This window comes from Salinicoccus sp. ID82-1 (genome assembly GCF_021991715.1).
Classification (GTDB): Bacteria; Bacillota; Bacilli; order Staphylococcales; family Salinicoccaceae; genus Salinicoccus; species Salinicoccus cyprini.
The window spans coordinates 640,731-660,832 of the sequence record NZ_JAGFLY010000001.1 but is presented as its reverse complement, the minus strand read 5'-3'; the positions used below and the strand labels follow the sequence as shown (position 1 = coordinate 660,832).

Annotated in this window: 25 protein-coding genes; all 25 read right to left on the bottom strand. The window is 48.2% G+C overall.

Annotated elements, in window-relative coordinates:
- The 25 genes from J4760_RS03445 to der all read right to left on the bottom strand — a co-directional run bounded on the left by J4760_RS03445 (position 1) and on the right by der (position 20,032).
- Positions 1-963, bottom strand: coding sequence for a biotin--[acetyl-CoA-carboxylase] ligase (locus tag J4760_RS03445; RefSeq protein WP_237604782.1), 963 nt, complete (start codon positions 961-963; stop codon positions 1-3).
- A complete protein-coding gene (locus tag J4760_RS03440; protein WP_237604781.1) occupies positions 920-2,131 on the bottom strand; it encodes a CCA tRNA nucleotidyltransferase in 1,212 nt (403 codons plus the stop codon). Before J4760_RS03440 ends, J4760_RS03445 begins: the two co-directional genes overlap by 44 nt.
- Positions 2,124-3,269: an N-acetyl-alpha-D-glucosaminyl L-malate synthase BshA gene (bshA, locus tag J4760_RS03435; RefSeq protein WP_237604780.1), complete on the bottom strand. Its 1,146-nt coding sequence runs from the start codon at positions 3,267-3,269 to the stop codon at positions 2,124-2,126. The genes J4760_RS03440 and bshA overlap by 8 nt, the downstream gene beginning before the upstream one ends.
- 5 nt (positions 3,270-3,274) lie before the next feature.
- Positions 3,275-3,652 (bottom strand): methylglyoxal synthase, encoded by a 378-nt coding sequence (locus J4760_RS03430; protein WP_237604779.1) that lies wholly within the window; start codon positions 3,650-3,652, stop codon positions 3,275-3,277.
- 72 nt (positions 3,653-3,724) lie between these two features.
- Positions 3,725-4,207 carry an NUDIX hydrolase gene (locus J4760_RS03425; protein WP_237604778.1) on the bottom strand — a complete coding sequence of 161 codons (483 nt, stop codon included), beginning with the start codon at positions 4,205-4,207 and terminating at the stop codon, positions 3,725-3,727.
- Positions 4,208-4,295: 88 nt separating this feature from the next.
- Positions 4,296-4,991, bottom strand: a complete 696-nt coding sequence (locus J4760_RS03420; protein ID WP_145286372.1) for a zinc metallopeptidase — start codon at positions 4,989-4,991, stop codon at positions 4,296-4,298.
- A 60-nt stretch (positions 4,992-5,051) separates the two neighbouring features.
- Positions 5,052-5,627 carry a DUF1405 domain-containing protein gene (locus J4760_RS03415; protein WP_145286369.1) on the bottom strand — a complete coding sequence of 192 codons (576 nt, stop codon included), beginning with the start codon at positions 5,625-5,627 and terminating at the stop codon, positions 5,052-5,054.
- Positions 5,628-5,676: 49 nt separating this feature from the next.
- The gene (locus tag J4760_RS03410) at positions 5,677-6,486 is read right to left on the bottom strand and encodes a cytochrome c (RefSeq protein WP_145286367.1); all 810 of its coding nucleotides are present in this window, start codon (positions 6,484-6,486) and stop codon (positions 5,677-5,679) included.
- Positions 6,487-6,510: 24 nt separating this feature from the next.
- A complete protein-coding gene (qcrB, locus tag J4760_RS03405) occupies positions 6,511-7,185 on the bottom strand; it encodes a menaquinol-cytochrome c reductase cytochrome b subunit (RefSeq protein WP_145286363.1) in 675 nt (224 codons plus the stop codon).
- An 11-nt stretch (positions 7,186-7,196) separates the two neighbouring features.
- Complete coding sequence (locus tag J4760_RS03400; RefSeq protein WP_145286361.1) at positions 7,197-7,697, bottom strand: Rieske (2Fe-2S) protein; 501 nt, start codon at positions 7,695-7,697, stop codon at positions 7,197-7,199.
- A gap of 142 nt (positions 7,698-7,839) precedes the next feature.
- Complete coding sequence (locus J4760_RS03395; protein ID WP_145286358.1) at positions 7,840-8,274, bottom strand: DUF2487 family protein; 435 nt, start codon at positions 8,272-8,274, stop codon at positions 7,840-7,842.
- A 13-nt stretch (positions 8,275-8,287) separates the two neighbouring features.
- Positions 8,288-8,761, bottom strand: coding sequence for a YpiB family protein (locus tag J4760_RS03390; RefSeq protein ID WP_237604777.1), 474 nt, complete (start codon positions 8,759-8,761; stop codon positions 8,288-8,290).
- The gene (locus J4760_RS03385; protein WP_145286357.1) at positions 8,739-10,010 is read right to left on the bottom strand and encodes a tetratricopeptide repeat protein; all 1,272 of its coding nucleotides are present in this window, start codon (positions 10,008-10,010) and stop codon (positions 8,739-8,741) included. Before J4760_RS03385 ends, J4760_RS03390 begins: the two co-directional genes overlap by 23 nt.
- 2 nt (positions 10,011-10,012) lie before the next feature.
- A complete protein-coding gene (gene aroA / locus J4760_RS03380) occupies positions 10,013-11,299 on the bottom strand; it encodes a 3-phosphoshikimate 1-carboxyvinyltransferase (RefSeq protein WP_237604776.1) in 1,287 nt (428 codons plus the stop codon).
- Positions 11,296-12,345 carry a 3-dehydroquinate synthase gene (aroB, locus tag J4760_RS03375; protein WP_237604775.1) on the bottom strand — a complete coding sequence of 350 codons (1,050 nt, stop codon included), beginning with the start codon at positions 12,343-12,345 and terminating at the stop codon, positions 11,296-11,298. The genes aroA and aroB overlap by 4 nt, the downstream gene beginning before the upstream one ends.
- Before the next feature lies 1 nt (position 12,346).
- Positions 12,347-13,513, bottom strand: a complete 1,167-nt coding sequence (gene aroC / locus J4760_RS03370; RefSeq protein WP_145286349.1) for a chorismate synthase — start codon at positions 13,511-13,513, stop codon at positions 12,347-12,349.
- 74 nt (positions 13,514-13,587) lie between these two features.
- Positions 13,588-14,034 (bottom strand): nucleoside-diphosphate kinase, encoded by a 447-nt coding sequence (ndk, locus tag J4760_RS03365; RefSeq protein ID WP_145286347.1) that lies wholly within the window; start codon positions 14,032-14,034, stop codon positions 13,588-13,590.
- A gap of 68 nt (positions 14,035-14,102) precedes the next feature.
- Complete coding sequence (locus J4760_RS03360) at positions 14,103-15,056, bottom strand: polyprenyl synthetase family protein (protein ID WP_145286344.1); 954 nt, start codon at positions 15,054-15,056, stop codon at positions 14,103-14,105.
- On the bottom strand, positions 15,053-15,763 hold the full coding sequence (locus J4760_RS03355) for a demethylmenaquinone methyltransferase (RefSeq protein WP_145286341.1): 711 nt from the start codon (positions 15,761-15,763) through the stop codon (positions 15,053-15,055). The genes J4760_RS03360 and J4760_RS03355 overlap by 4 nt, the downstream gene beginning before the upstream one ends.
- Positions 15,764-15,768: 5 nt before the next feature.
- On the bottom strand, positions 15,769-16,269 hold the full coding sequence (locus J4760_RS03350) for a hypothetical protein (RefSeq protein ID WP_237604774.1): 501 nt from the start codon (positions 16,267-16,269) through the stop codon (positions 15,769-15,771).
- Between the two features lie 60 nt (positions 16,270-16,329).
- The gene (locus J4760_RS03345) at positions 16,330-16,602 is read right to left on the bottom strand and encodes an HU family DNA-binding protein (protein ID WP_145286336.1); all 273 of its coding nucleotides are present in this window, start codon (positions 16,600-16,602) and stop codon (positions 16,330-16,332) included.
- A gap of 119 nt (positions 16,603-16,721) precedes the next feature.
- A complete protein-coding gene (locus J4760_RS03340; RefSeq protein WP_145286333.1) occupies positions 16,722-17,444 on the bottom strand; it encodes a hypothetical protein in 723 nt (240 codons plus the stop codon).
- Positions 17,437-17,643, bottom strand: coding sequence for a DUF2768 domain-containing protein (locus J4760_RS03335; protein WP_145286330.1), 207 nt, complete (start codon positions 17,641-17,643; stop codon positions 17,437-17,439). The genes J4760_RS03340 and J4760_RS03335 overlap by 8 nt, the downstream gene beginning before the upstream one ends.
- Before the next feature lie 4 nt (positions 17,644-17,647).
- Positions 17,648-18,706 carry an NAD(P)H-dependent glycerol-3-phosphate dehydrogenase gene (locus J4760_RS03330; RefSeq protein WP_237604773.1) on the bottom strand — a complete coding sequence of 353 codons (1,059 nt, stop codon included), beginning with the start codon at positions 18,704-18,706 and terminating at the stop codon, positions 17,648-17,650.
- 15 nt (positions 18,707-18,721) lie between these two features.
- Positions 18,722-20,032 carry a ribosome biogenesis GTPase Der gene (der, locus tag J4760_RS03325; protein ID WP_145286324.1) on the bottom strand — a complete coding sequence of 437 codons (1,311 nt, stop codon included), beginning with the start codon at positions 20,030-20,032 and terminating at the stop codon, positions 18,722-18,724.
- Positions 20,033-20,102 lie beyond the last annotated feature (70 nt).

The following is a 20,102-nucleotide window of genomic DNA, read 5'->3' as shown; positions in this document are numbered from 1 at the left end:
CTAGAGTTCAATATCCGCACTGACCACTCTTCTGATTTCACCTGTTTCATCCAGCACTTCCAAAAATCCATCGGAATCGATATCCAGAGCCTTGGCCATGTAGCTTTCCCCGGTTTCGGTGATTCTCAGATCTTTGTTGAAGACGATCGCCCGCGATTTCCATTCATCGCGGATGCAGCTGAATGGTTCATTGATGAAACGGTCATAGTACACTTCCATATTGTGGATCAGCTTTTTCATGAAATCATCCAGATCCACTTTTCTTCCGGGTTCCATCTCCGATTCAATGTCAGTTGCGGTACCGAGCGCACTGACACCTTCATCTTTGAATATGTTGATGCCGATACCACAGATTATAGCATTGATCACATTGCTTTCGCTGACGACTTCCGTCAGAAAACCGGATACTTTCCGATTGCTGATGTATATATCGTTCGGCCATTTGATGCCGCTCTTGACACCAAAGGCCTGATCCAGTGTCTTCGAGAGGGCCAGTGAAATAAAAAGGTTGAAGCGTATGATTTCTGTGATCGGTATATTCGGTCGCAGCACGATGGAGAGATAGAGTCCCCTGTTCTTTGGTGAGAACCACTCGCGGCTGAACCGTCCCCTGCCCTTCGTCTGCTCGAGTGCCACAACGATATAGGCACCATCCCGGCTCTCAAGCTTCTGGAATGCTTCGATCTGGGTGGATTCTGTTGTTTCAAAATATTCCATATGACTGAAAAGAGCGGAATCCTGAACCAGTACTTCCAGTGCTGTCGGGCTTATGTAACGGGGATGTTCTCTTAGATGATAGCCTTTTCTCGTAACCGATTCGATGCTGTATCCTTCGGTTTTCAGAGCATTGATGCTCTTCCAGATGGCTGTTCTGGAAACATCCAGACGGTCGGCCATCTCCTGTCCGGAAATGAACTGGTCACTTTTCAGTAATTTTAATATCTCCTGCTTCAAATTCGACATGTGCCTTCACCCATTCAATTATTTTGTATCTGTCGTTTTCCAGCCTGCCGTAAAGTATCTCCTGTTCCACAGCTGTAAGAACGGTCCTGATCCATCGGCCACCGCGTGCATTGAACAGTGTCATGAGTGCATGTCCATCAAGATCGATCTCGGAAGCATCAGCGATGGGAAGTGCAGGTTTCATGGTTAGTGCCGACTGCAGATGTGCCCTCCTGTCTCCGGTTTCAAGCCAGCCATTCGCCTGGATCATACTTATGGCATTCGCCAGTATGCCTGTGTCAAATCCATAGGCGAGCTCCCTGATGGAAGCGGAATCGACCATATCCAGGAGTCTGATGATATTGCCGATATACGATTTGACAGCATTGGACAGCTTCAATGCGGACAGTGACTGTGCGAGCTCAGGCGACAGATGGATCTGGAGCGCCAGCTCGTCTTCCAAAGATCGGACGTCTGTCCTGAGGAATGATGCATCATCCACCCTATCGAAAAATGGCAGATACTTATTCAGGCGTGTATCCACAACCAGCACTTTGCCTCTCTTTGGATCCATCCCCAAATAGAGCTTGGTGAGTTCCGTCACACTGCGCTCCACAGCGACATGGCGCAGATTCTCTGCATGCTCTGCCATGGCCCGTCTCGTCTCCTCTGCAACTTCGAACTGCAGTTGTGAGGAGAACCTGGCAGCTCTCAATATTCTGAGGGCGTCCTCGTTGAATCTTTCGGATGCCAGGCCGACAGTGGCGATCATGCGGTGACTGATGGCATCCATCCCGTCATAGGGATCGATGATGGTGAAATCATCGTTCATGGCCATGGCGTTCATGGTGAAGTCCCTGCGTTCGAGATCGCTGTATAGATCCCGGGTGAATATGACCTGATCCGGTCGACGGAAATCACTGTATTCCGATTCGGTCCGGAAGGTGGTCACTTCAAATGGAGTATCCTCCACCAGGACGATGATGGTACCATGCTCCTTGCCCACATCGATTGTATGCTCGAATATGCGCTCGATGTCCTCCGGCAGCGCATCGGTCGTGATGTCGACATCATTGATGGTCCGTCCCATATGATGGTCCCGTACACAGCCTCCGACGAAGTATCCCTTGTGTCCATGGGACTCCAATGTCTTCAGTATGATATTGCCTGTTGTAAAAAGTTCATGCATGGTTCTGCTCCTCGATCAGCTGTCTGTACAGCGTTTCGTACTCACTCACAATGACATCGGAGTGGAAACGGGTTTTGACATCTTCAAGCATCCGGGTCTGGATGCTTCCATAGAGTGTGTCCTCCGCAAGTATACGGTTGATATGACTGGCAGCTGTTTCATGATCACCGACCTCTACAAGATAGCCGGTCTCTTCATGCCGGATGACTTCACTTATGCCGCCGGCTGTCGAACCGACCGGCACAGCGCCGCAGTTCATCGCTTCAAGCAATGCCAGACCGAAGCTTTCCTTCTCGCTCATGAGCAGGAATATATCACTCATCTGATAGAATGATTTCACATCTGTCTGCTGCCCGGCAAATATGACGGCGTCTTCCAGCCCGAGAGTTTTGACCAGCCTGCGGATGCTGTTCATCTCCGGACCATCACCGACCAGTACAAGAATGCTGTCCACAGACTGGTGCACTTCATGGAAAGTGCGGATGATATCATCGATCCGTTTTATTTTTCTGAAGTTCGAAGTATGCATGAGCACCCTGGTGCTGTTGGATATTCCGAATCTTTCCTTCATATGCTGTTTTGTTTCTTCTCTCTCAATCGTATTGAAATGCTTCTCATCAACAAAGTTGTAGACGGTCTGTATGTCCTTGTCCGGACCGATCAGTTCCAGCGTCTGTGCCTTCAGACTTTCCGAAACTGCCGTGACAGTATCGGAACCGTTGATGCCGAAACGTATTGCAGTGACAAGCGACATGTCATGACCGAGCACTGTGATGTCGGTGCCGTGGAGTGTGGTGACGATGCCCACATTCCGGCCTGCCATCTGCCGTGCCAGAATGCCGCATACAGCATGGGGGACAGCGTAGTGCATATGGATGATTTCCAAGTCGTATTCGACGATGACCTCGGAAATCTTGCTTGCCAGGGTGATGTCGTAGGGTGGATAGCGAAATACGCTGTAGTCGTTTATATCCGTCTGGTGTATATAGATGTTCGGATGGTTCGCATCCAGTCTGAAAGGGACATTTGAAGTGATGAAGTGCACCTCATGCCCTTTTTCTGCCATTTGTATACCAAGTTCAGTGGCGATGATGCCACTGCCGCCCACGCTCGGATAGCAGGTTATACCGATTTTCATCCAGTCTACCCCCTGTCTTTGTGGCTCAGATGGTAGAGGATGGCCTCCGCAGTGCCTTCATTCGTCGCGAGCGGTACATCATATACATCGGATAATCTCAGCAGCGCACTGACATCCGGCTCATGGGGCTGCGCAGTAAGCGGATCCCTGAAAAAGATGATGCAGTCTATTGCCCTGTTTGCGACCATTGCACCGATCTCCTGGTCGCCACCGAGCGGTCCGGATTTGCACCGGTGCAAATCGAGTCCAGTATGCTCGATGATTCTGCCACCGGTCGTCCCGGTCGCATACAGCTCCTGGTTTCTGAAAAATACCAGGTGCTTGTCTATGAATCTCAGCAGATCATCCTTCTTTTCATCATGCGCGATTAATGCAATCTTCATATCATCATCCATTCTTTTGGTTGCTATTACTGATTATAGACAATCTTCGTCACTGTGTGAACCTGATTTGCACTAGTGGTTTACATCTTTGTGTATCAGAGGTGAAGGCAGATCATTGATATTGGCTATGATCTCCTTGACGATTGCCGGTCTGATCTCCACCCTGTCGATTTTTGACAGCGGAATCCATTCGACATGTTCCTTCCTTCCGCCTCCTATATCATGCACACTATTGATGCTTTTCATGCCCTGGGGTTTCATCATGTAGTAGATGGCGACTTCATGGAACTCATACTCTGTACTATTGAACGTGTAATCGAAGAAGTTTTCAACAACAGTCAGCATCCTCTCTACTTCATATTCAAGGTGGGTTTCTTCCAGGACTTCCCTTCTGACGGCATCGATACTTGTTTCGCCATGCTTGACCGCCCCACCGATTGTATAGAAGTACTCCGCCATGCTGTTAGTCGCAAGCAGTATATGGCCATTCTCGATGATGATGCCGACTGCTCTGTAGCGAAAGATGCGCTGCTCCTCGGTATAGCTGCAATCCATGATATCTCTCCTTCCATGTTCATCATAATATTAACAGAATACAGGTAAAATAAAAAAAGGAACCCTTCATGGGTTCCTCGGATCCGATCTAGTTGCTTCGTGCAATCATGATGAATCTGACCAGTTCAGCCACAGCCACTGCAGTCGCTGCAACGTATGTCATTGCTGCTGCGTTAAGGACTTTCTTGGCATGACGGTATTCCTTCTGATTGACGATGTTCAATGATTCGATCTGATTCATCGCACGCTTGGATGCATCAAACTCGACCGGAAGCGTAACAATCTGGAACAGAACTGCAAATGCCATAAGAGCGATACCGCCCCAGAGGAGCATATCTCCCAGTCCACCTTGTGCATTGCTCTGCGCATAGGTGATGAATATGCCGGCAATAATCAGAATGTATGAGAAGTTGCTTCCAAGCTGGGCAAGCGGGAAGAGTGCAGAACGGAAGTTAAGAAATGCGTAGCCTGTCGCATGCTGGATGGCATGTCCGACTTCGTGGGCCGCAACTGCCGTACCTGCAACACTTGGCGTGTCGTAGTTATGCGGGGACAGTACAACCTTCTTATTCTTCGGATCATAATAGTCACTCAGGAAGCCTTTGCCTCTTTCTACGGAAACATCGTAGATGCCGTTTTCCCTGAGTATTTCCTCTGCTACCTCACGGCCTGTAAGCCCACTCGTAGAACGCACTTTAGAGTATTTGTTGAATGTCGATTTCACGTTCATCTGTGCGAGCATTGGAACAACCATCAAAATCACAAAATACAGTATAATAATCACGTGGATTCCAACCTCCAAAAGTTTTTCATACTTTATTCTACTTCAAATTTTGCCGAACCGTCAATCAGAACGGCTCGGTACCAGCTGATGCAGCAGGACCAGTACAAGGACGCTCAGCCAGAAGGCGAAGTATCCGATATGGGCTTCGTACTGTGCCAGATTGCCGTAGACGGGATACTGTCCATATACATAGTCGATGATATCATTATGGAACAGCCAGATGGCAGTAATGTAGAGATGGATGGGCCTGATCTCGAGATGAGGCAGAAAAAGAATCGCCTGTACAGCCATTATGCCGTGGGATGCAATGAGCATCAGCCCGATCCATGAAATGAATCCTGTCTCCACGAAAGTCAGCAGATTCATGACTACCGCCCATACGCCATATTTGATCAGTGTTGTAAATGCCATGGCATCCATCAGCCCCCACTTCCTCCCCATCAGTATAAGAAGGATGACGATCGAGAGGAACAATGTGGCTGTCGGACTGTCCGGAACGAACGGGATGAAATACCAGTCCGTGTCGGCGAGCTGTCCTCTATACCACCAGTACCCATAAAGAGTACCGATGACGTTTGAAATCAGCAGCAGCATGAGAAACCATCTGTTGTACATCAGGTCGATTAGTTTATACATAAGTACATTCCCTTACTAAAAAAAGCCCTATTGCTAGGGCTTTTTGTTATTATTCGGATGTGTCGGAATCGTTGGTGGAATTTGTAGCGCCATCTCTTGATGTCAGTTCGAGGTTGGCAACAAACTCTGAAACCTGCTGGATCTGCTCGTCAGTCAGCTGGTCTTTGAATGCCGGCATTTCTCCAGTACCATTCTCTACGAATGCACGTACTGTTTCTGCATTCAGATCAGGTTCAATCAGGTTCGGCCCGGATCCACCTGTCAGCTCACCACCGTGGCAGCTTGTACAGTTTGATCTGATGATATCCTGGAAGACAGGATCTTCGGCATCAAGGTTCGAGAATACAATCTGACCCTGCTGGTTCTGGGTTTCCCAGTCGTGGTATGCGACCGACTCCCATGTTGTATAGAAGATGATGCCGAATGAAATGAGCATCATGGCAACAGCAACCGGACGCTTCGTCCACTTGCGCTCCTTGCTGTTATCCAGCCAAGGTGCCAGCATCAATGCACCAACAGCAATACCAGGTATGATGATTGCACCGATGACATTGAAAGGTCCGGATGCATATGTGTATTTGAGAATCTGATAGAGGAATAGGAAATACCAGTCAGGAAGTGGTATATATCCTGTATCAGTCGGATCTGCTACACGTTCGAGCGGTGCAGGGTGTGCGACAGTCAGACAGAGGAAACCGATGAGGAATACTGCACCAGTTACCCACTCTTTCAGAAGGAAATCCGGATAGAATTCCTCTGTGCGACCTGGAAATTCGGAATAGTCGCGATTGAGCTTTGGTTTGTCATATTTCTGTACTCGTGAATCGCCGACAAATGTCAGCCCTTTTCCACGTTTCATATCAATTTACCTCCCTTATCATTCCTATAGTGGTCCTGAGATGCCTTGTCTACGTATCATGATGAAGTGGACAGCCATCAGTACGAATAGAGCAGCAGGCAGGAAGAATACGTGGATGGCAAAGAAACGTGTCAATGTCTGAGCTCCGATGATCTCTTCATCACCGGCAAGCAATGTCTTGATCCATTCACCGACAAACGGTACACTCTCTGCAATATCCAATCCTACTTTTGTAGCGAACAATGCTTTCATATCCCAAGGCAGCAGGTAGCCTGTGAAGGCAAGACCAAGCATTACGAGGAAAAGAAGAACACCCACAACCCAGTTGAGTTCACGTGGCGCCTTGTATGAGCCTGTGAAGAATACCCTTAGAGTATGTAGGAACATCATAACAACTACCAGGCTGGCACCCCAGTGGTGCATACCCCGAACGATGAGTCCTGCTGCAACGTCATGCTGCAGATAATAGACGGAATTCCAGGCATTGACGATATCAGGTACGTAGTACATTGTCAGGAACATTCCTGAGAGTACCTGGATGACTGTAATGAAAAACGTTAACCCGCCGAAGCAATATACGAATGCTGAGAAGTGATAGGCAGGGTTAACATGCTCCGGCACTTCATGATCAGCGACATCTCTCCATATAGGAGTGATATCAATGCGATCGTCTATCCAATCATAGATTCTGTTAAGCAAAGTGTTCCCTCCTATACGATTTCGTTGGCGAATCTTTCACCTATAGTGATGTAACCATCGGATACACCGACTTCAAACTGGTCCAATGGTCCTCTTGGAGGTGTACCTGGTACATTCTGACCACTCTTCTCGTAAAGGCCATTATGGCACGGACAGAAGAATCGGTTCGGGTTGGCATCATCACCAGCCCATGTTACGGTACAGCCCAAGTGTTTGCATACAGGCGACAGAGCGATGATCTCTTCGCCATCTCTATATACCCAAGCAAAGTCTGTAACTTCACTTGTATACCATGCATCCTGCTGTTCAAAAGAAAAGTCCACTTTGACAGGTTCTTCGGTGATTTCTTCAGCTCTTACACTCGTAGTGATCATGGACCCTTCCGCTTCAGCCTGGAACAACGGATCGAGTGCAAATCTACCCATTGGCAGTATGATGCCAGCCGCCATGAATGATCCCACTCCCATCAGAGAGTAGTTCAGGAATTGGCGTCTTGTTACTTTTTGCGACATTCAAATTTCCCCCCTCAAACGCGCGTACTTTTACATTTATTAATATAACTAGGACAGTTCAATTTTAGCCTATTAGCTGAAACCGGTCAATAAGCTATCTCAAGTTTTGACAGACCGGTGAACCATAATCGTGTAATTATACTTAATTCCTATGATTCCATATGGTGATGACCTGTTTCATCACATTTTTCACTTCATCATTGATCAGGCTCATCTTCATCTCTGCATCCATATCCTCAAGCGGGATGCGGTTTACAACAATCGAATGGGCCGAATCAAAGGACTTGTCGAGATGTGTCAGAATGATGACTTTTTTGAAACCATATGCTTCGAGCTGTTCAATATAGGTTTCGAGAACTTCAGTCATGCCTTCGACGGTCATCATGGCCGGTGTGATGAAAAGACGCCCTTTGAACTGCTTTTCAAGCTGGATGGTCACCATCTGGATCATTTCCATATCGCTGGCATTATCTCGTGCACTGCCGTTCATGTCAGCACTTGCAAAAGGAATAAGTGCTGTATCCACAAATTCGATTTCATCTTTCAGAACCTTCAGGTCCTGGTGATTGTAAAGCATTCCATCACCTCTTCTACTTGTTTGTCCGATTAAGATAGTCCGTCAGCCGGATGAACCTGGCATGGTCTTTCGAATCCAGCGCTTCGTCGATCTGCGAGATGACGGATTCATGTCCGATCTTCTCGAGAGAACTGTCCATATCGGTTTCCAGAGACTTCAGCTTATCATATCTCCGATCTTCCTGATGAAGATTGAAAATGAGGAGCAGTGGCTGCTCCTGGTTCATGTTCAATTCATGGAAGATGACTTCACCGTCCACAGTGACGGTATTCCCTTTTTCAAACAGCAGTGTGGGGCTGCTGCTCCCATTGTCGGAAATACGCAGCTTGCGATCCACATTACCATCATCTATGAAAACAGTATTGCTGGAAATGACTGGATGGGATTTGATGAAATTCAAGATCCATACCGCCGTACGGTCGCCAAATTCATAATTGTACAGGACATAATCGATGAAATCTTTTCTATATTTCATCATGCTCTTCATCATAACGCTCCTTTTCATACTGCCAATCTATATTGTCAGGTTCCAGGATGATGAGTTTTTTCAGTATGTCCTTTCGATCAGGGTGACGGATCTCGTTGAGATACGCGTAGTAGTCGGTGTAGAACTCGATGGACTCGCCGATCAGTTTTGAAGCATCCTGATAGAGGCCGAGTGCTGCTTCGTCATTTTCATTCTCCTGTTCGATCTTGGCCAGAAGATAGAGGCTCTCCCCGGATAGCGCATGTGTATCAAGCTTTTCTGTAAACTGCGACACCTCTTCTGTCCTGTCCGACTTGAGCAGTGTTTCAAACAGCATGAGGTAGGCATCATCGTAATCCTGATCGATGGCGATCGCTCTGGCGAAATTATCAATCGCCTTATCCGTCGCCCCATTTCTGAAATGGAGCCTGCCAAGATGGAAGAAGAACAACGGCTCCGTATCATCCTGTCTGATATAGCTTTCGATCAGCTCTATTGCGGGCACGAGGTCATGCTCCGTTTCATGTACGTTCATAAGCAGGATATAGGCATTGACGTAGTACGGTTCATTCTCAATGACCTGATTGAGAAGATTCTTGGCCGCTTCATAGGACTGCATCTGGTACTCGAGCAGTGCTTTCCTGTAGTAGTCGTCATTGGTGAAGAACTTCTCATCGGCCATCTCGAAATATCTGCCGGCATTTTCAAGATCGAGCTGGTTCATGTGCAGTTCAGCCAAGCGCAGATTAAGTTCTATGCCGTTGACCTCTTCGTACCCCGCGGCAATAAGGGACTCGTAGTGGCGGATGGCATCGGGGAACTCCCCTTCCTGGTAGTAGATCTCTGCAAGCGCAAAGTCCAGGATGGGATCATCGCTCAGTGCTTTGGCGTCGAGCAGCGACCTGATTGCGACGTCGCTCATGTTGAGCTGCTGGAAGATCTCCGCCTTCAGCAGCAGTACAGCCGGTGTGTTCTCGGCTTCATTGACGTGGCTGAGCGCCTCGTCAAGGCGTCCGTCCGTAATCAGTATATCGACCAGATATGATAGGACTTCATCGTCATGGTCCGTCTGGCTGTTGAGGTGCACAAATATGTTTTCGGCTTCCTTATGAAGACCGGAAGCAACCAGTGTATCACCGAGGATGAAGAGGGCTTCAAGGTCCATTTCATCCACAAGCTGGCCGATATTCGAAACGACCTTATTCAATTTATTTTCAGGGTATTCCCCTTTTCTCAACTGATCAATAATTTCATAGATCTGATCCTGCATGGTTAGGCATCCTTCCTTAGTGCTTCAAGATCCTCCATAAATCCAGGGTAGGATATATCAATGGCTGATATATCATCTATTTCCAGTGGTGTATTGCTTATTATGGAGAAAACGATCAGCATCATGATGATTCGATGGTCATTATACCCTTTTACTGGTGTATTTTCCATCACATCGACCTGACCCGGGTGGACAGTGAAACCATCATCGTACTCAGTAAACCGGATGCCGAACCTGGACAGTTCATCGATGACCGCACGGATCCGGTCTGTTTCCTTGAACCGCAGTTCGTGAGCCCCTCTTACGGTACAGGCTTCATTGCTGTAGGCGGCGAGCAGCGCAAGAATCGGTATCTCATCAATCAGGCGCGGAATGATGTCGCCGGATATTTCGAATCCTTTCAGTTCAGGTGTATAGGCTGCATGGATTCTGCCGAGTGCCTCACCCTCCTGTGATGTCTGTTCGACTGTCACATCTGCGCCCATCATCTCCAGCACATCCAGGATGCCGGAGCGTGTTTCATTCAAGGAGACATTATCTATCGTGATGCTGGAGCCGGGTTTCAGAACAGCGAGTACGATCGGGAAGGCTGCTGAAGAAATGTCCCCCGGTACAGTGACATCAGAAGCGTTCAGTTCATTGCCGCCTGCGAGCGTGATCATGCCGTTTTCAGATGCAATATCTGCCCCGAACTGCCTGAGCATGATTTCGGTATGGTTCCTTGATGGAGAAGGTTCGTGGATGACCGTATCGCCATCAGTGAAAAGTGAGGCAAGCAGTATGGCACTTTTCACCTGTGCACTGGCAATCGGCATCGTATAGGTGATCGGTGAAAGTGCTGCAGGCTTTATTGTGATGGGTGGATATTTTTCATCTTTCAGTGCGATGTCCGCACCCATTTCGGCAAGTGGCCGCTGTATGCGGTCCATCGGACGCTTCGCAATGGAGGCATCCCCCTCGATTTCGGCTCGTAGTCCGAGTCCGGCGATCAGTCCGGTGATCAGACGTGTTGTCGTGCCGGAATTTCCGGTATAGAGTGTTTCATCCGGCGCATGCAGGCTGCTGTGCCCTTTAGAGGTGACCACCCATTCCTCAGCGTTCTCCTCAATTTCTGCACCGAGCGCACGCATGCATTCCATGGTACGGCGTATATCCTCACTGTGAAGTGGCAGATGGATGTGCGTTGTTCCTTTAGCGAGTGCACCGAACATGAGCGCACGGTGGGTGATCGATTTATCTCCCGGAACTTTCAAAGTCCCGCTGAAACTGCTGTCTAGTAGATGCTTCATAGGCTCTCCTTTAATTGGGAAATATATTTTTTCAGCTGACTGCTGTCAATTTCAGTGAAGTAGCACTGTCCAAAGTCATGCATCAGTACGAAGCCGGTGGCGTCTGTACTCTGATTTTTCTTATCCTTGCCCATAAGTGTCATCATTTCGGCCTCATCGATTGTCCCGAGCTGCTCGAGCGGGTAGCCGTGCAGTTCGAAATACTGCCTGAACAGGTCAAGGTCGAATATATTGCGGTCCGCCTCTTCATTCGATGCAAACATCATGAAATAAAGTCCAAGTACAACGGCCATTCCGTGCGGCATCTTATATTTGTACTCTATCGCATGCCCCAGTGTATGTCCGAGATTAAGATATTTCCGGATGCCGGACTCCTTCTCATCGCTGGTAACATAATGCATTTTTGTTTCTATGCCGCTGATGATGAATGGTTTCATCATGTCGAGGGAAACTCCATTGCTGGTGGCATCCATCAGTCTTTTCACAGTCTTTTCATCTTTTAGGAGTGCATGTTTGAACACTTCTCCGAAACCGCTGAGCAGTTCATGCTGCGGCAATGTCTCAAGGAATGTCAGGTCATAGATGACAGCCTTCGGACGATGGAACACACCAATCAGATTCTTGCCGTGCGTGCTGTTGATTGCAGTTTTACCACCGATCGAAGAATCATGGGCCAGGAGCGTTGTAGGCACCTGGATGTAATCCACGCCTCTCAATACTGTTGCAGCAGCAAAGCCGCCCGCATCCCCTGCAGCACCGCCGCCGATTACAACAACCAGATGATTGCGCTGGATGCCCCGCTCAAGCAGGGTTTCTGTAATATGCTTGAAGGCATCGAAAGATTTCGATGCCTCCCCACCTTCCAGTATGATGGGATTCTGAACAAACGACAGCAGACCATCCTTGTACAGTGCATGCACATTCTGATCCACAAGGAAGTGTACAGAGTTGTAGCTGGCTGTATATCGGAAAATGCAATCCTTCAGTATACCGTAGTCGACATGGATGGTGTAGTTGTAATCAGCATAGCCGGTTCTGATTTCCATGCTAGTACTCGGCCAGTCTCTGCTTGTATTGGGCAACAGCTGATTCCAGTTCCACAAAATCATCATGAGGGAACTTGTCAAGAATGGCGGCAGCCATTTCAATAGCGACCATATGTTCACATACGACCGAAGCAGCAGGAACTGCACATGCATCGCTGCGCTCGATTGTAGCCTTGAATGGCTCCTTCGTATTGATGTCCACACTGAACAGCGGCTTGTACAACGTCGGTATCGGCTTCATGACAGCTTTGACGATGATCGGCATGCCTGTCGTCATGCCGCCCTCGAATCCACCAAGGTTGTTGGTACGGCGGTAGTAGCCGTATTCTTCACTGTAGAGTATCTCATCATGTACTTTTGAGCCTGGTGTCTCCCCGGCTCTGAAGCCGATGCCGAATTCGACACCTTTGAAGGCATTGATGCTGACGATGCTGCCGGCAATTTTGGCATCGAGCTTGCGGTCATAATGCACATGGCTGCCGAGGCCGGGAATCGGGTTCTCTACGATGACTTCAACGATGCCGCCGATCGAGTCCCCTTTTTTCTTGGTGGCATCAATCAGTTCCTCCGCCTGCTTTGTCTTCTCCTCCGATACCATCCGGACAGAAGACTGGTCGGGACGATCCGCACGTTCTTCAATGCTGTATTCAGCGTCATCCTTTACTTCGCCGATCTGATTGACCCGGCTGAAAATGCGGATATCCAGTGCATGAAGGAGCTCCTTGCAAAGTGCACCGACAGCGACGCGTGAAGCCGTCTCCCGTGCAGAGGAGCGCTCCAGTACGTTGCGCAGGTCACGGACATTGTATTTCATTCCTCCGACAAGGTCGGCATGTCCTGGGCGCGGCTTTGTGATCACCCTTTTCAGGGACGCTTCCTCTTCTTCAGTCAGCGGTTCACTGCCCATGATCTTGCTCCAGTGCTTGAAATCATCATTTGTGATTTCGAGCATGATCGGACTGCCGAGCGTCTTGCCGTGTCTGACACCACTGCCGAACTGGAAAGTATCCTTTTCGATCTGCATGCGACGGCCGCGGCCATAGCCTCCCTGCCTCTTCAGAAGTTCAGCGGTCATTCTCTCCTTGTCTATCGGCAGGTTTGCGGGGAAACCTTCCACGATGGCCGAAAGTTTCGGTCCATGCGATTCGCCTGCTGTTAAAAATCTCATATCATATGTCCTCCTCATTATTTCATGATACTAAAAAAAGCTGAGTACTTTACCCAGCTTCTGCTATTTGAGTTCTAATAGATCCATGCACTATTGGAAAGTGAATAGTCGAGAATCTCATCTTCATTGAAGAACAGCGAGATTTCACGCTCGGCGCTTTCCTTCGAGTCGGATCCATGAATGATGTTCTTTCCGACCGTCAGTCCATAGTCTCCACGGATCGTTCCAGGAGCTGCCTGTTGCGGATTGGTTGCACCTACAGCAAGACGCGCTGTATCGATGACGTTATCCCCTTCCAGTACCATTGCGAAAACGGGGCCTGAAGTGATGAAATCCACAAGCTCACCAAAGAACGGCTTCTCCTCATGTTCCTGATAGTGTGTTTTAGCCAGTTCTTCAGATACCTGCATGAGCTTGGCACCGGCAATTCTGAAGCCTTTGTTCTCGAGACGTCCGACAATGGCACCTACGAGGTTTCTCTGTACACCATCCGGTTTGATCATTAGAAATGTTTTTTCCATTTTTGCATTCTCCTTAAGTTGAAATCCAATCCATATCATTTTAACATTATTAATTTTGATTTTTCAATTTAATTCAGACGGTTTGATAATTTTTCTGCAATTTCCATCAGATAGGTGCGGATCGGTTCATCTATATTCTCGATTGCCGTCCTCGCCTTGTCGATGTAAGTATTGCTGATTGCAATCGACCGTTCGATTGCATCGGATGCAAGAAGGTCCGCTATCATTTCGTCGAGTTTCTCTCTGCTGCCATCGAATGCATGCAGCTTGCTGCTGAAATCAGGGTCCTCATCCCTCAGCATGAGGACCGGCAGCGTATAATGCCCATTTTCCAGATCGGAGAACTTGGGTTTGCCGAGTGTCTTCTCGTTGCCGATGAAATCCAGACAGTCATCGATGATCTGGAAACTCATTCCGATATGATAGCCATACACGAGCAGTCCATCCAGAATGTGTTCTTCTACATTTGCTGCGTAGGCCCCCATCTTGATGCTCAACTCGATCAGCAGTGCTGTTTTTCTGTATATCTTAGTGTAGTAGTCATCAAGCGTCTGAGAGGAGTTGAACTGGTGGTCCAGCTGGAATATCTCTCCATCCACGATCTCCCTGATGGCCTGGGAGAATGCTTCATGGAGAGCCTTATGCTCTATCGTGCTGACGATGGAGAGCGAAGTGGATAGAAGATAGTTGCCGGTATTGATCGCCTGTAGATAGCCATGTTCATAGTAGACAGTCGATCTGCCTCTGCGCAGTCTGCTGTTATCAATGATGTCATCATGCACAAGTGTCGCCATATGAATCAGTTCCAGGCTTGCACTTGCTTTCAGTACATCCGGATATCTGCCGGTCTCACCCAGTCTGCCGACAAGCAGTGTGAAAGTTGGCCGGATTTTCTTCCCCCCTGATCTGAAGAGCTCATAGCTTTTGGCATTCACGAGAATGTCATTTGGATCAAGGTTCTCCTTGATGATATCACCGACTGCTTCAAAATCCGAAGCAAGATACTGCTTTACTGTTTTCAACTGGGATTCACCCGTTCAAGCGGTCTGTAACCGATGTGGGTGGCAGCGGTACCGAAAGTATGCGGGATGACTTTAAGATTTGTAAAACCACTCTCAGCCATCATGGATTTGAGTTCGTCTTTGGACAGGAACGAACTCGTCGATTCGTATAGCCATTCATACTCTTTCGAGCGGTCGGCGATAAGGCCGCCGAGCGTCGGCATGATGGTACCGAAATAGAAATCGAAGCCCTGGCTGACAAGTCCGTTTTCAGGAATCGACGTCTCAAGGACTACAAGCGTGCCCCCGGGCTTCAGAACACGGTGGAATTCATCAATCGCCCTTTTGTAATCAGGAAGATTCCTTAAACCGAACCCGATCGTTACATAGTCGAATGAACCATCATCAAATGGCAGCGACATCGCATTTCCCTGCAGCAGTTCTATGTTGGAATGGCTGCTTGTCTTCTTTTCCGCCACTTCCAGCATCTTCTCGCTGAAGTCGATGCCGATGACCCGGGCTCCTGGTGCTTCGTCCGAAAGCTGGATGGTCCAATCCCCGGTTCCGCAGCATACATCAAGTACAGACTGCCCGTCCTTGACGAACATTTCCTTCATCGTCCGCCTGCGCCACATATTGTGCTGATTCAGACTGATAACATCATTCATCAGGTCATAGTCTGATGAAATGGAATTAAATATGTTTTGAACTTTTGTCTCTTTGTCCATTCAACTCACCCTTGCTTTTGGTTTATGTATGGAAGTGAAGTGATATCCAGGTTGTTCATGCTTGCCTCTATGACCTCACCGAGACGACCATCAATATATCGGTTGGATATGAGGTAGAGCATCGGACCATAGAGCAGCCATTCCACCTCCTGTGGGTCAGGCGGCACCTTACCCGTCGCCAGTTCGGACTTTCTGGAATTGAGGGATTTGGACATCTCCATCATATCATGCAGCACTTCATACTCTTCATGCCTGGAGAGTATCATATAGAATTTGCTGAACAGGTAGTCGCCCGCAAGTACGTGGAGCTCCCTGTCTGCATCTTCAGGTACACGATCCAGGAAGTTGAGGGCGGTGTTGAACAGCAGCACTGCCTGGTTGACATGGGGGCTCCTTAGGATATGCGCCTCTTCCGAGAAAAAGTCGAAGAAGGGGTCATTATGTATATCGAGGATCCATGAGTTGGGACCGAGGTCGGATTCAAGTTCTTTCCTGAGCGCATTCATGACAAATATCACCTTATAAATTAATAGACCTAACCATTACGTTAGGCCTAAATAATTAAATTATTTTACTGCATCTTTAAGTGCTTTGCCTGCTTTGAATGCAGGGACTTTTGATGCTGAGATTTCAATTTCTTCTCCAGATTGTGGATTACGTCCTTTTCTTGCTGAACGCTCACGTACTTCGAAGTTACCGAAACCGATAAGCTGTACTTTCTCACCATTTTTCAGTGATTCTTGAATAGTGTCAAATACTGCATCAACAGCAGCACCTGCTTCTTTTTTAGTAAGGTCAGCCTGATCGCTGACAGCATTGATCAAATCTGTTTTGTTCATCAGATCCACCTCCTTATATGACTATAATGATAAACATGATTATCATTATGTTTTGACTTTAACACAGTGAATGTAGCACTGCAACGGATTTAGGCGCTTTATAGCCAAAAAACGCCGTTTTAATCGCTTTTGTGGCGGTTTGTCATGAAGATCGGCTCGTTTTCTTCATTCACTGTGATTTCAGGAGAATAGATAGGAACAATAGGTGTATATTCATACAGGACGTGTCTTACGTCCTCTCCAGTTTCGAATTCCAGACCATTCTCGCGAATGATTCTGCCGATGTCCTCCCTGTAGTCCACAATGAACTGCTGTCCTCCATTGTAGTATACATTGAGCGCCGAATCTGTATAGGGGCTTGTCACGGTGGGATTCTCTTCAAGCTTATAGAAATCAAGGTCAAGCGGATAGACATTGGGACCGATCGGTTCCCCGAGCTGTACGTTCTCTCCAAGTGCATTCAGACGGATGGTAAGGGATCTGATTTCATCAGTGATGCGAAGATCTGCGAGCTTGACTTTCGGATCCTCCTCAGCGTCTATGATGACATACTGGTAGCTGCCACCAGATTCATAGGCGTTTTCAGGACGCTCATCCAGATAATCGGGTACCAGTTTGGCGAAATCGATCTGGTATTCCAGGTACTCCCGCTGGTCCGTCTGCGTCTTGATCGGCAGAAGACCTCCAGAAGCTTCCCTATACTGGTCTACAGCGTTCTGGACCATTTCAATCTGAAGTTCGTCCGGAATAGCATTCTGAACCCTTTCGGATTCCGGGTACAGGCATCCTGCGAGAAGTATACTGCTGATCAAGGTGATGAATAGGAGTCTGAAGCTACGCATGACTGCTGCCTCCAAGTACCGGTATCATCAGCAGAAAGGCGAATATCAGCAGTGCCCACGCAATCAGGGAGACCATGATACTTATGGGGCGTGAAGGAATCTTATACCGTGCAACATAAATGAGCACGGCTGCAAGGGCCATTGCGCCCAGTGAATAGAACGAAATCCACATTAAATTCATTCTTGATATATCAAACATCTTATCACTCTCTAGTCCATTCTTTATATTGTTGCTGCAGTGCCTCTTTCAGATCATCCGTTTCACCGGTCTTCTCACGCATCATCAATGCGTAGAAAGCCTCCTCCTCGCTGATATCCTCAAAAAGGTACTGATAGAGCACTTTGGTGATGGGCATCTCGACGTCATACTGTGTTGCAAGCTCATAGGCTGCACGCGTCGTATTGACGCCTTCAACCACCATGCCCATTTCCTGCTGGGCTTCCTCGACACTTCTGCCTTCTGCCAGCATGATGCCGCAGCGGTAGTTTCGTGAATGCATGCTTGTCGCTGTGACAACCAGATCACCCATGCCGGTCAGTCCGAGAAACGTCAATGGATTTGCACCCATGCGTGTGCCGAGCCGTGCAATTTCCTGCAGACCACGCGTAATGATGGCCGCCTTTGCATTGTCTCCGAAATTGAGACCGTGCAGTACACCGATGGCGAGCGCAATGATGTTCTTAAGCGCACCGCCAATCTCCACGCCCGTCATATCATCATTATGGTAGACACGAAAGTACCGGGTCATGAAGACATCCTGTATGATTTTTGCACCTTCAGGACCGATGGATGCTGCACTGACAGTGGTAGGCGCCCTTCTGGCAACCTCTTCGGCGTGGCTTGGACCGCTGAGTATACAGATATCCTCTACTGTTTCGTCATCCGTCTCTTCCGAAATGATTTCCGATACTCTCAGGTGGGTATCGAGTTCCAGTCCTTTGGCAACGTGGACAAGCAGCACCTTCTTGTGCATCGCCCGAAGGTGCCCATGGACTTCCCTGGCGACCTGCCGCATAGCTTTGACAGGAACGGCGAGTACGATGAGTTCTGCATGCGAGATGCTCTCCTCCATGCTGGATAGTGCTTTCACGGATTCAGGAATTGAAACGTCCTTCAGATAGTTGACGTTTGTATGCTGTTCATTGATTTCATCTACAACGGCCCTGTTCCTGCCATAAATACGCACATCATGACCATTATCAGCAAGCACCATGGCAAGACTGGTACCGAAACTGCCCGTGCCGATCACTGTAATTTTCATAAGGACTGCACCCTCCTAATTTCTTTTCCTACTGAGAATGTGTATTGGAGTACCGGTGAAGTCGAAGGCCTTCCTCAGCTGGTTCTGCAGATACCTCCGGTAGCTGAAATGCATCAGCTCCACATCGTTGACGAATAGTACAAACGTCGGAGGCGCGACACTGACCTGGGTACCGTAGTAGATGCTCAATCTGCGTCCATTGTCTGTAGGTGTCGGATTCATGCTGACACTGTCGACAAGCACTTCATTCAATGTACTGGACTGTACACGCTTCTTATGGGACTCGTTGACAAGGCTGATCAGCGGAAAAAGTGTTGTCATGCGCGTTTTTTTCAATGCTGATACGAAAGTGATCGGCGCGTAGTCGAGGAACTGGAATTCCTGTCTCACCTTGTCTTCGAACTTCTTCATCGTCTTATCGTCTTTCTCCACTGCATCCCATTTGTTGACGACGATGACGACAGCACGTCCGGCTTCATGAGCCAGACCGGCAATACGCTTATCCTGCTCGATGATGCCCTCTTCCCCGTTCAGCACGACCAGAACAACGTCGGAGCGTTCAATTGCGCGTGTCGCCCGAAGAACGGAGTATTTCTCTGTCGCTTCGTATACTTTACCGCGTTTGCGCATCCCTGCTGTGTCCACAAGCGTATAGTGTTCATCATTATAGAAATACTCGGTATCGATTGCATCCCGGGTTGTTCCGGCGATATCGGATACGATTACCCGCTCTTCACCAAGGATTGCATTGACAAGGCTTGATTTGCCGACGTTCGGACGGCCGATCAGCGAAACTCTGACCGAGTCGTCCTCTTCCTCTTCCGTCTCAAGATTCTTGAAATGTTCGACTGCTTCATCGAGCACATCACCAAGTCCGAGCCCGTGGGAACCCGAAACAGGGAATGGATCTCCAAGTCCAAGCTGATAGAATTCATATATGTCATTACGCATTTCAAAGTTATCTATTTTATTTACTGCAAGCACAACGGGTTTTTTGGATTTCTGGAGAATACGTGCGACGAATAGATCGTCCTCGGTCACGCCTTCCCGGCCGTTGGTGATCATGATGATGACGTCAGCTTCCAGTATGGCTATTTCGGCCTGCATTTTAATCTGTTCCTGGAATGGTTCATCTTTGATTTCGATTCCACCAGTATCGATGACGTTGAACTCGTGGTTGAGCCAGTCGCCGGCAGCATAGAGACGGTCTCTCGTAACGCCTGGGGAATCTTCTACAATTGCTTTTCTTTCACCGATGATGCGGTTGAACAAAGTAGACTTTCCGACGTTCGGTCTCCCTACCACGGCTATTGTTGGTTTATACATGGACTACCTCCTATATTTAAAATCATTTTAACACAAAAATAAAATAAAGAGCGATACATATCGCTCTTTA

Excerpts from the sequence above, each read along its gene's own strand:
- der (WP_145286324.1), bottom strand. The coding sequence starts at position 20,032 with ATGTATAAACCAACAATAGCCGTGGTAGGGAGACCGAACGTCGGAAAG.
- J4760_RS03415 (WP_145286369.1), bottom strand. The coding sequence starts at position 5,627 with ATGTATAAACTAATCGACCTGATGTACAACAGATGGTTTCTCATGCTG.
- J4760_RS03335 (WP_145286330.1), bottom strand. The coding sequence starts at position 17,643 with ATGTTTGATATATCAAGAATGAATTTAATGTGGATTTCGTTCTATTCA.
- aroA (WP_237604776.1), bottom strand. The coding sequence starts at position 11,299 with ATGAAGCATCTACTAGACAGCAGTTTCAGCGGGACTTTGAAAGTTCCG.
- J4760_RS03390 (WP_237604777.1), bottom strand. The coding sequence starts at position 8,761 with ATGAAGAGCATGATGAAATATAGAAAAGATTTCATCGATTATGTCCTG.
- J4760_RS03445 (WP_237604782.1), bottom strand. The coding sequence starts at position 963 with ATGTCGAATTTGAAGCAGGAGATATTAAAATTACTGAAAAGTGACCAG.
- J4760_RS03330 (WP_237604773.1), bottom strand. The coding sequence starts at position 18,706 with ATGAAAATTACAGTGATCGGCACGGGCAGTTTCGGTACCAGTCTTGCC.
- J4760_RS03345 (WP_145286336.1), bottom strand. The coding sequence starts at position 16,602 with ATGAACAAAACAGATTTGATCAATGCTGTCAGCGATCAGGCTGACCTT.
- J4760_RS03340 (WP_145286333.1), bottom strand. The coding sequence starts at position 17,444 with ATGCGTAGCTTCAGACTCCTATTCATCACCTTGATCAGCAGTATACTT.
- J4760_RS03430 (WP_237604779.1), bottom strand. The coding sequence starts at position 3,652 with ATGAAGATTGCATTAATCGCGCATGATGAAAAGAAGGATGATCTGCTG.
- J4760_RS03350 (WP_237604774.1), bottom strand. The coding sequence starts at position 16,269 with ATGAATGCGCTCAGGAAAGAACTTGAATCCGACCTCGGTCCCAACTCA.
- aroB (WP_237604775.1), bottom strand. The coding sequence starts at position 12,345 with ATGGAAATCAGAACCGGCTATGCTGATTACAACTACACCATCCATGTC.
- J4760_RS03425 (WP_237604778.1), bottom strand. The coding sequence starts at position 4,207 with ATGGATTGCAGCTATACCGAGGAGCAGCGCATCTTTCGCTACAGAGCA.
- J4760_RS03400 (WP_145286361.1), bottom strand. The coding sequence starts at position 7,697 with ATGTCGCAAAAAGTAACAAGACGCCAATTCCTGAACTACTCTCTGATG.
- J4760_RS03410 (WP_145286367.1), bottom strand. The coding sequence starts at position 6,486 with ATGAAACGTGGAAAAGGGCTGACATTTGTCGGCGATTCACGAGTACAG.
- ndk (WP_145286347.1), bottom strand. The coding sequence starts at position 14,034 with ATGGAAAAAACATTTCTAATGATCAAACCGGATGGTGTACAGAGAAAC.
- bshA (WP_237604780.1), bottom strand. The coding sequence starts at position 3,269 with ATGAAAATCGGTATAACCTGCTATCCGAGCGTGGGCGGCAGTGGCATC.
- J4760_RS03440 (WP_237604781.1), bottom strand. The coding sequence starts at position 2,131 with ATGCATGAACTTTTTACAACAGGCAATATCATACTGAAGACATTGGAG.
- J4760_RS03395 (WP_145286358.1), bottom strand. The coding sequence starts at position 8,274 with ATGCTTTACAATCACCAGGACCTGAAGGTTCTGAAAGATGAAATCGAA.
- aroC (WP_145286349.1), bottom strand. The coding sequence starts at position 13,513 with ATGAGATTTTTAACAGCAGGCGAATCGCATGGACCGAAACTTTCGGCC.
- J4760_RS03385 (WP_145286357.1), bottom strand. The coding sequence starts at position 10,010 with ATGCAGGATCAGATCTATGAAATTATTGATCAGTTGAGAAAAGGGGAA.
- J4760_RS03355 (WP_145286341.1), bottom strand. The coding sequence starts at position 15,763 with ATGGACAAAGAGACAAAAGTTCAAAACATATTTAATTCCATTTCATCA.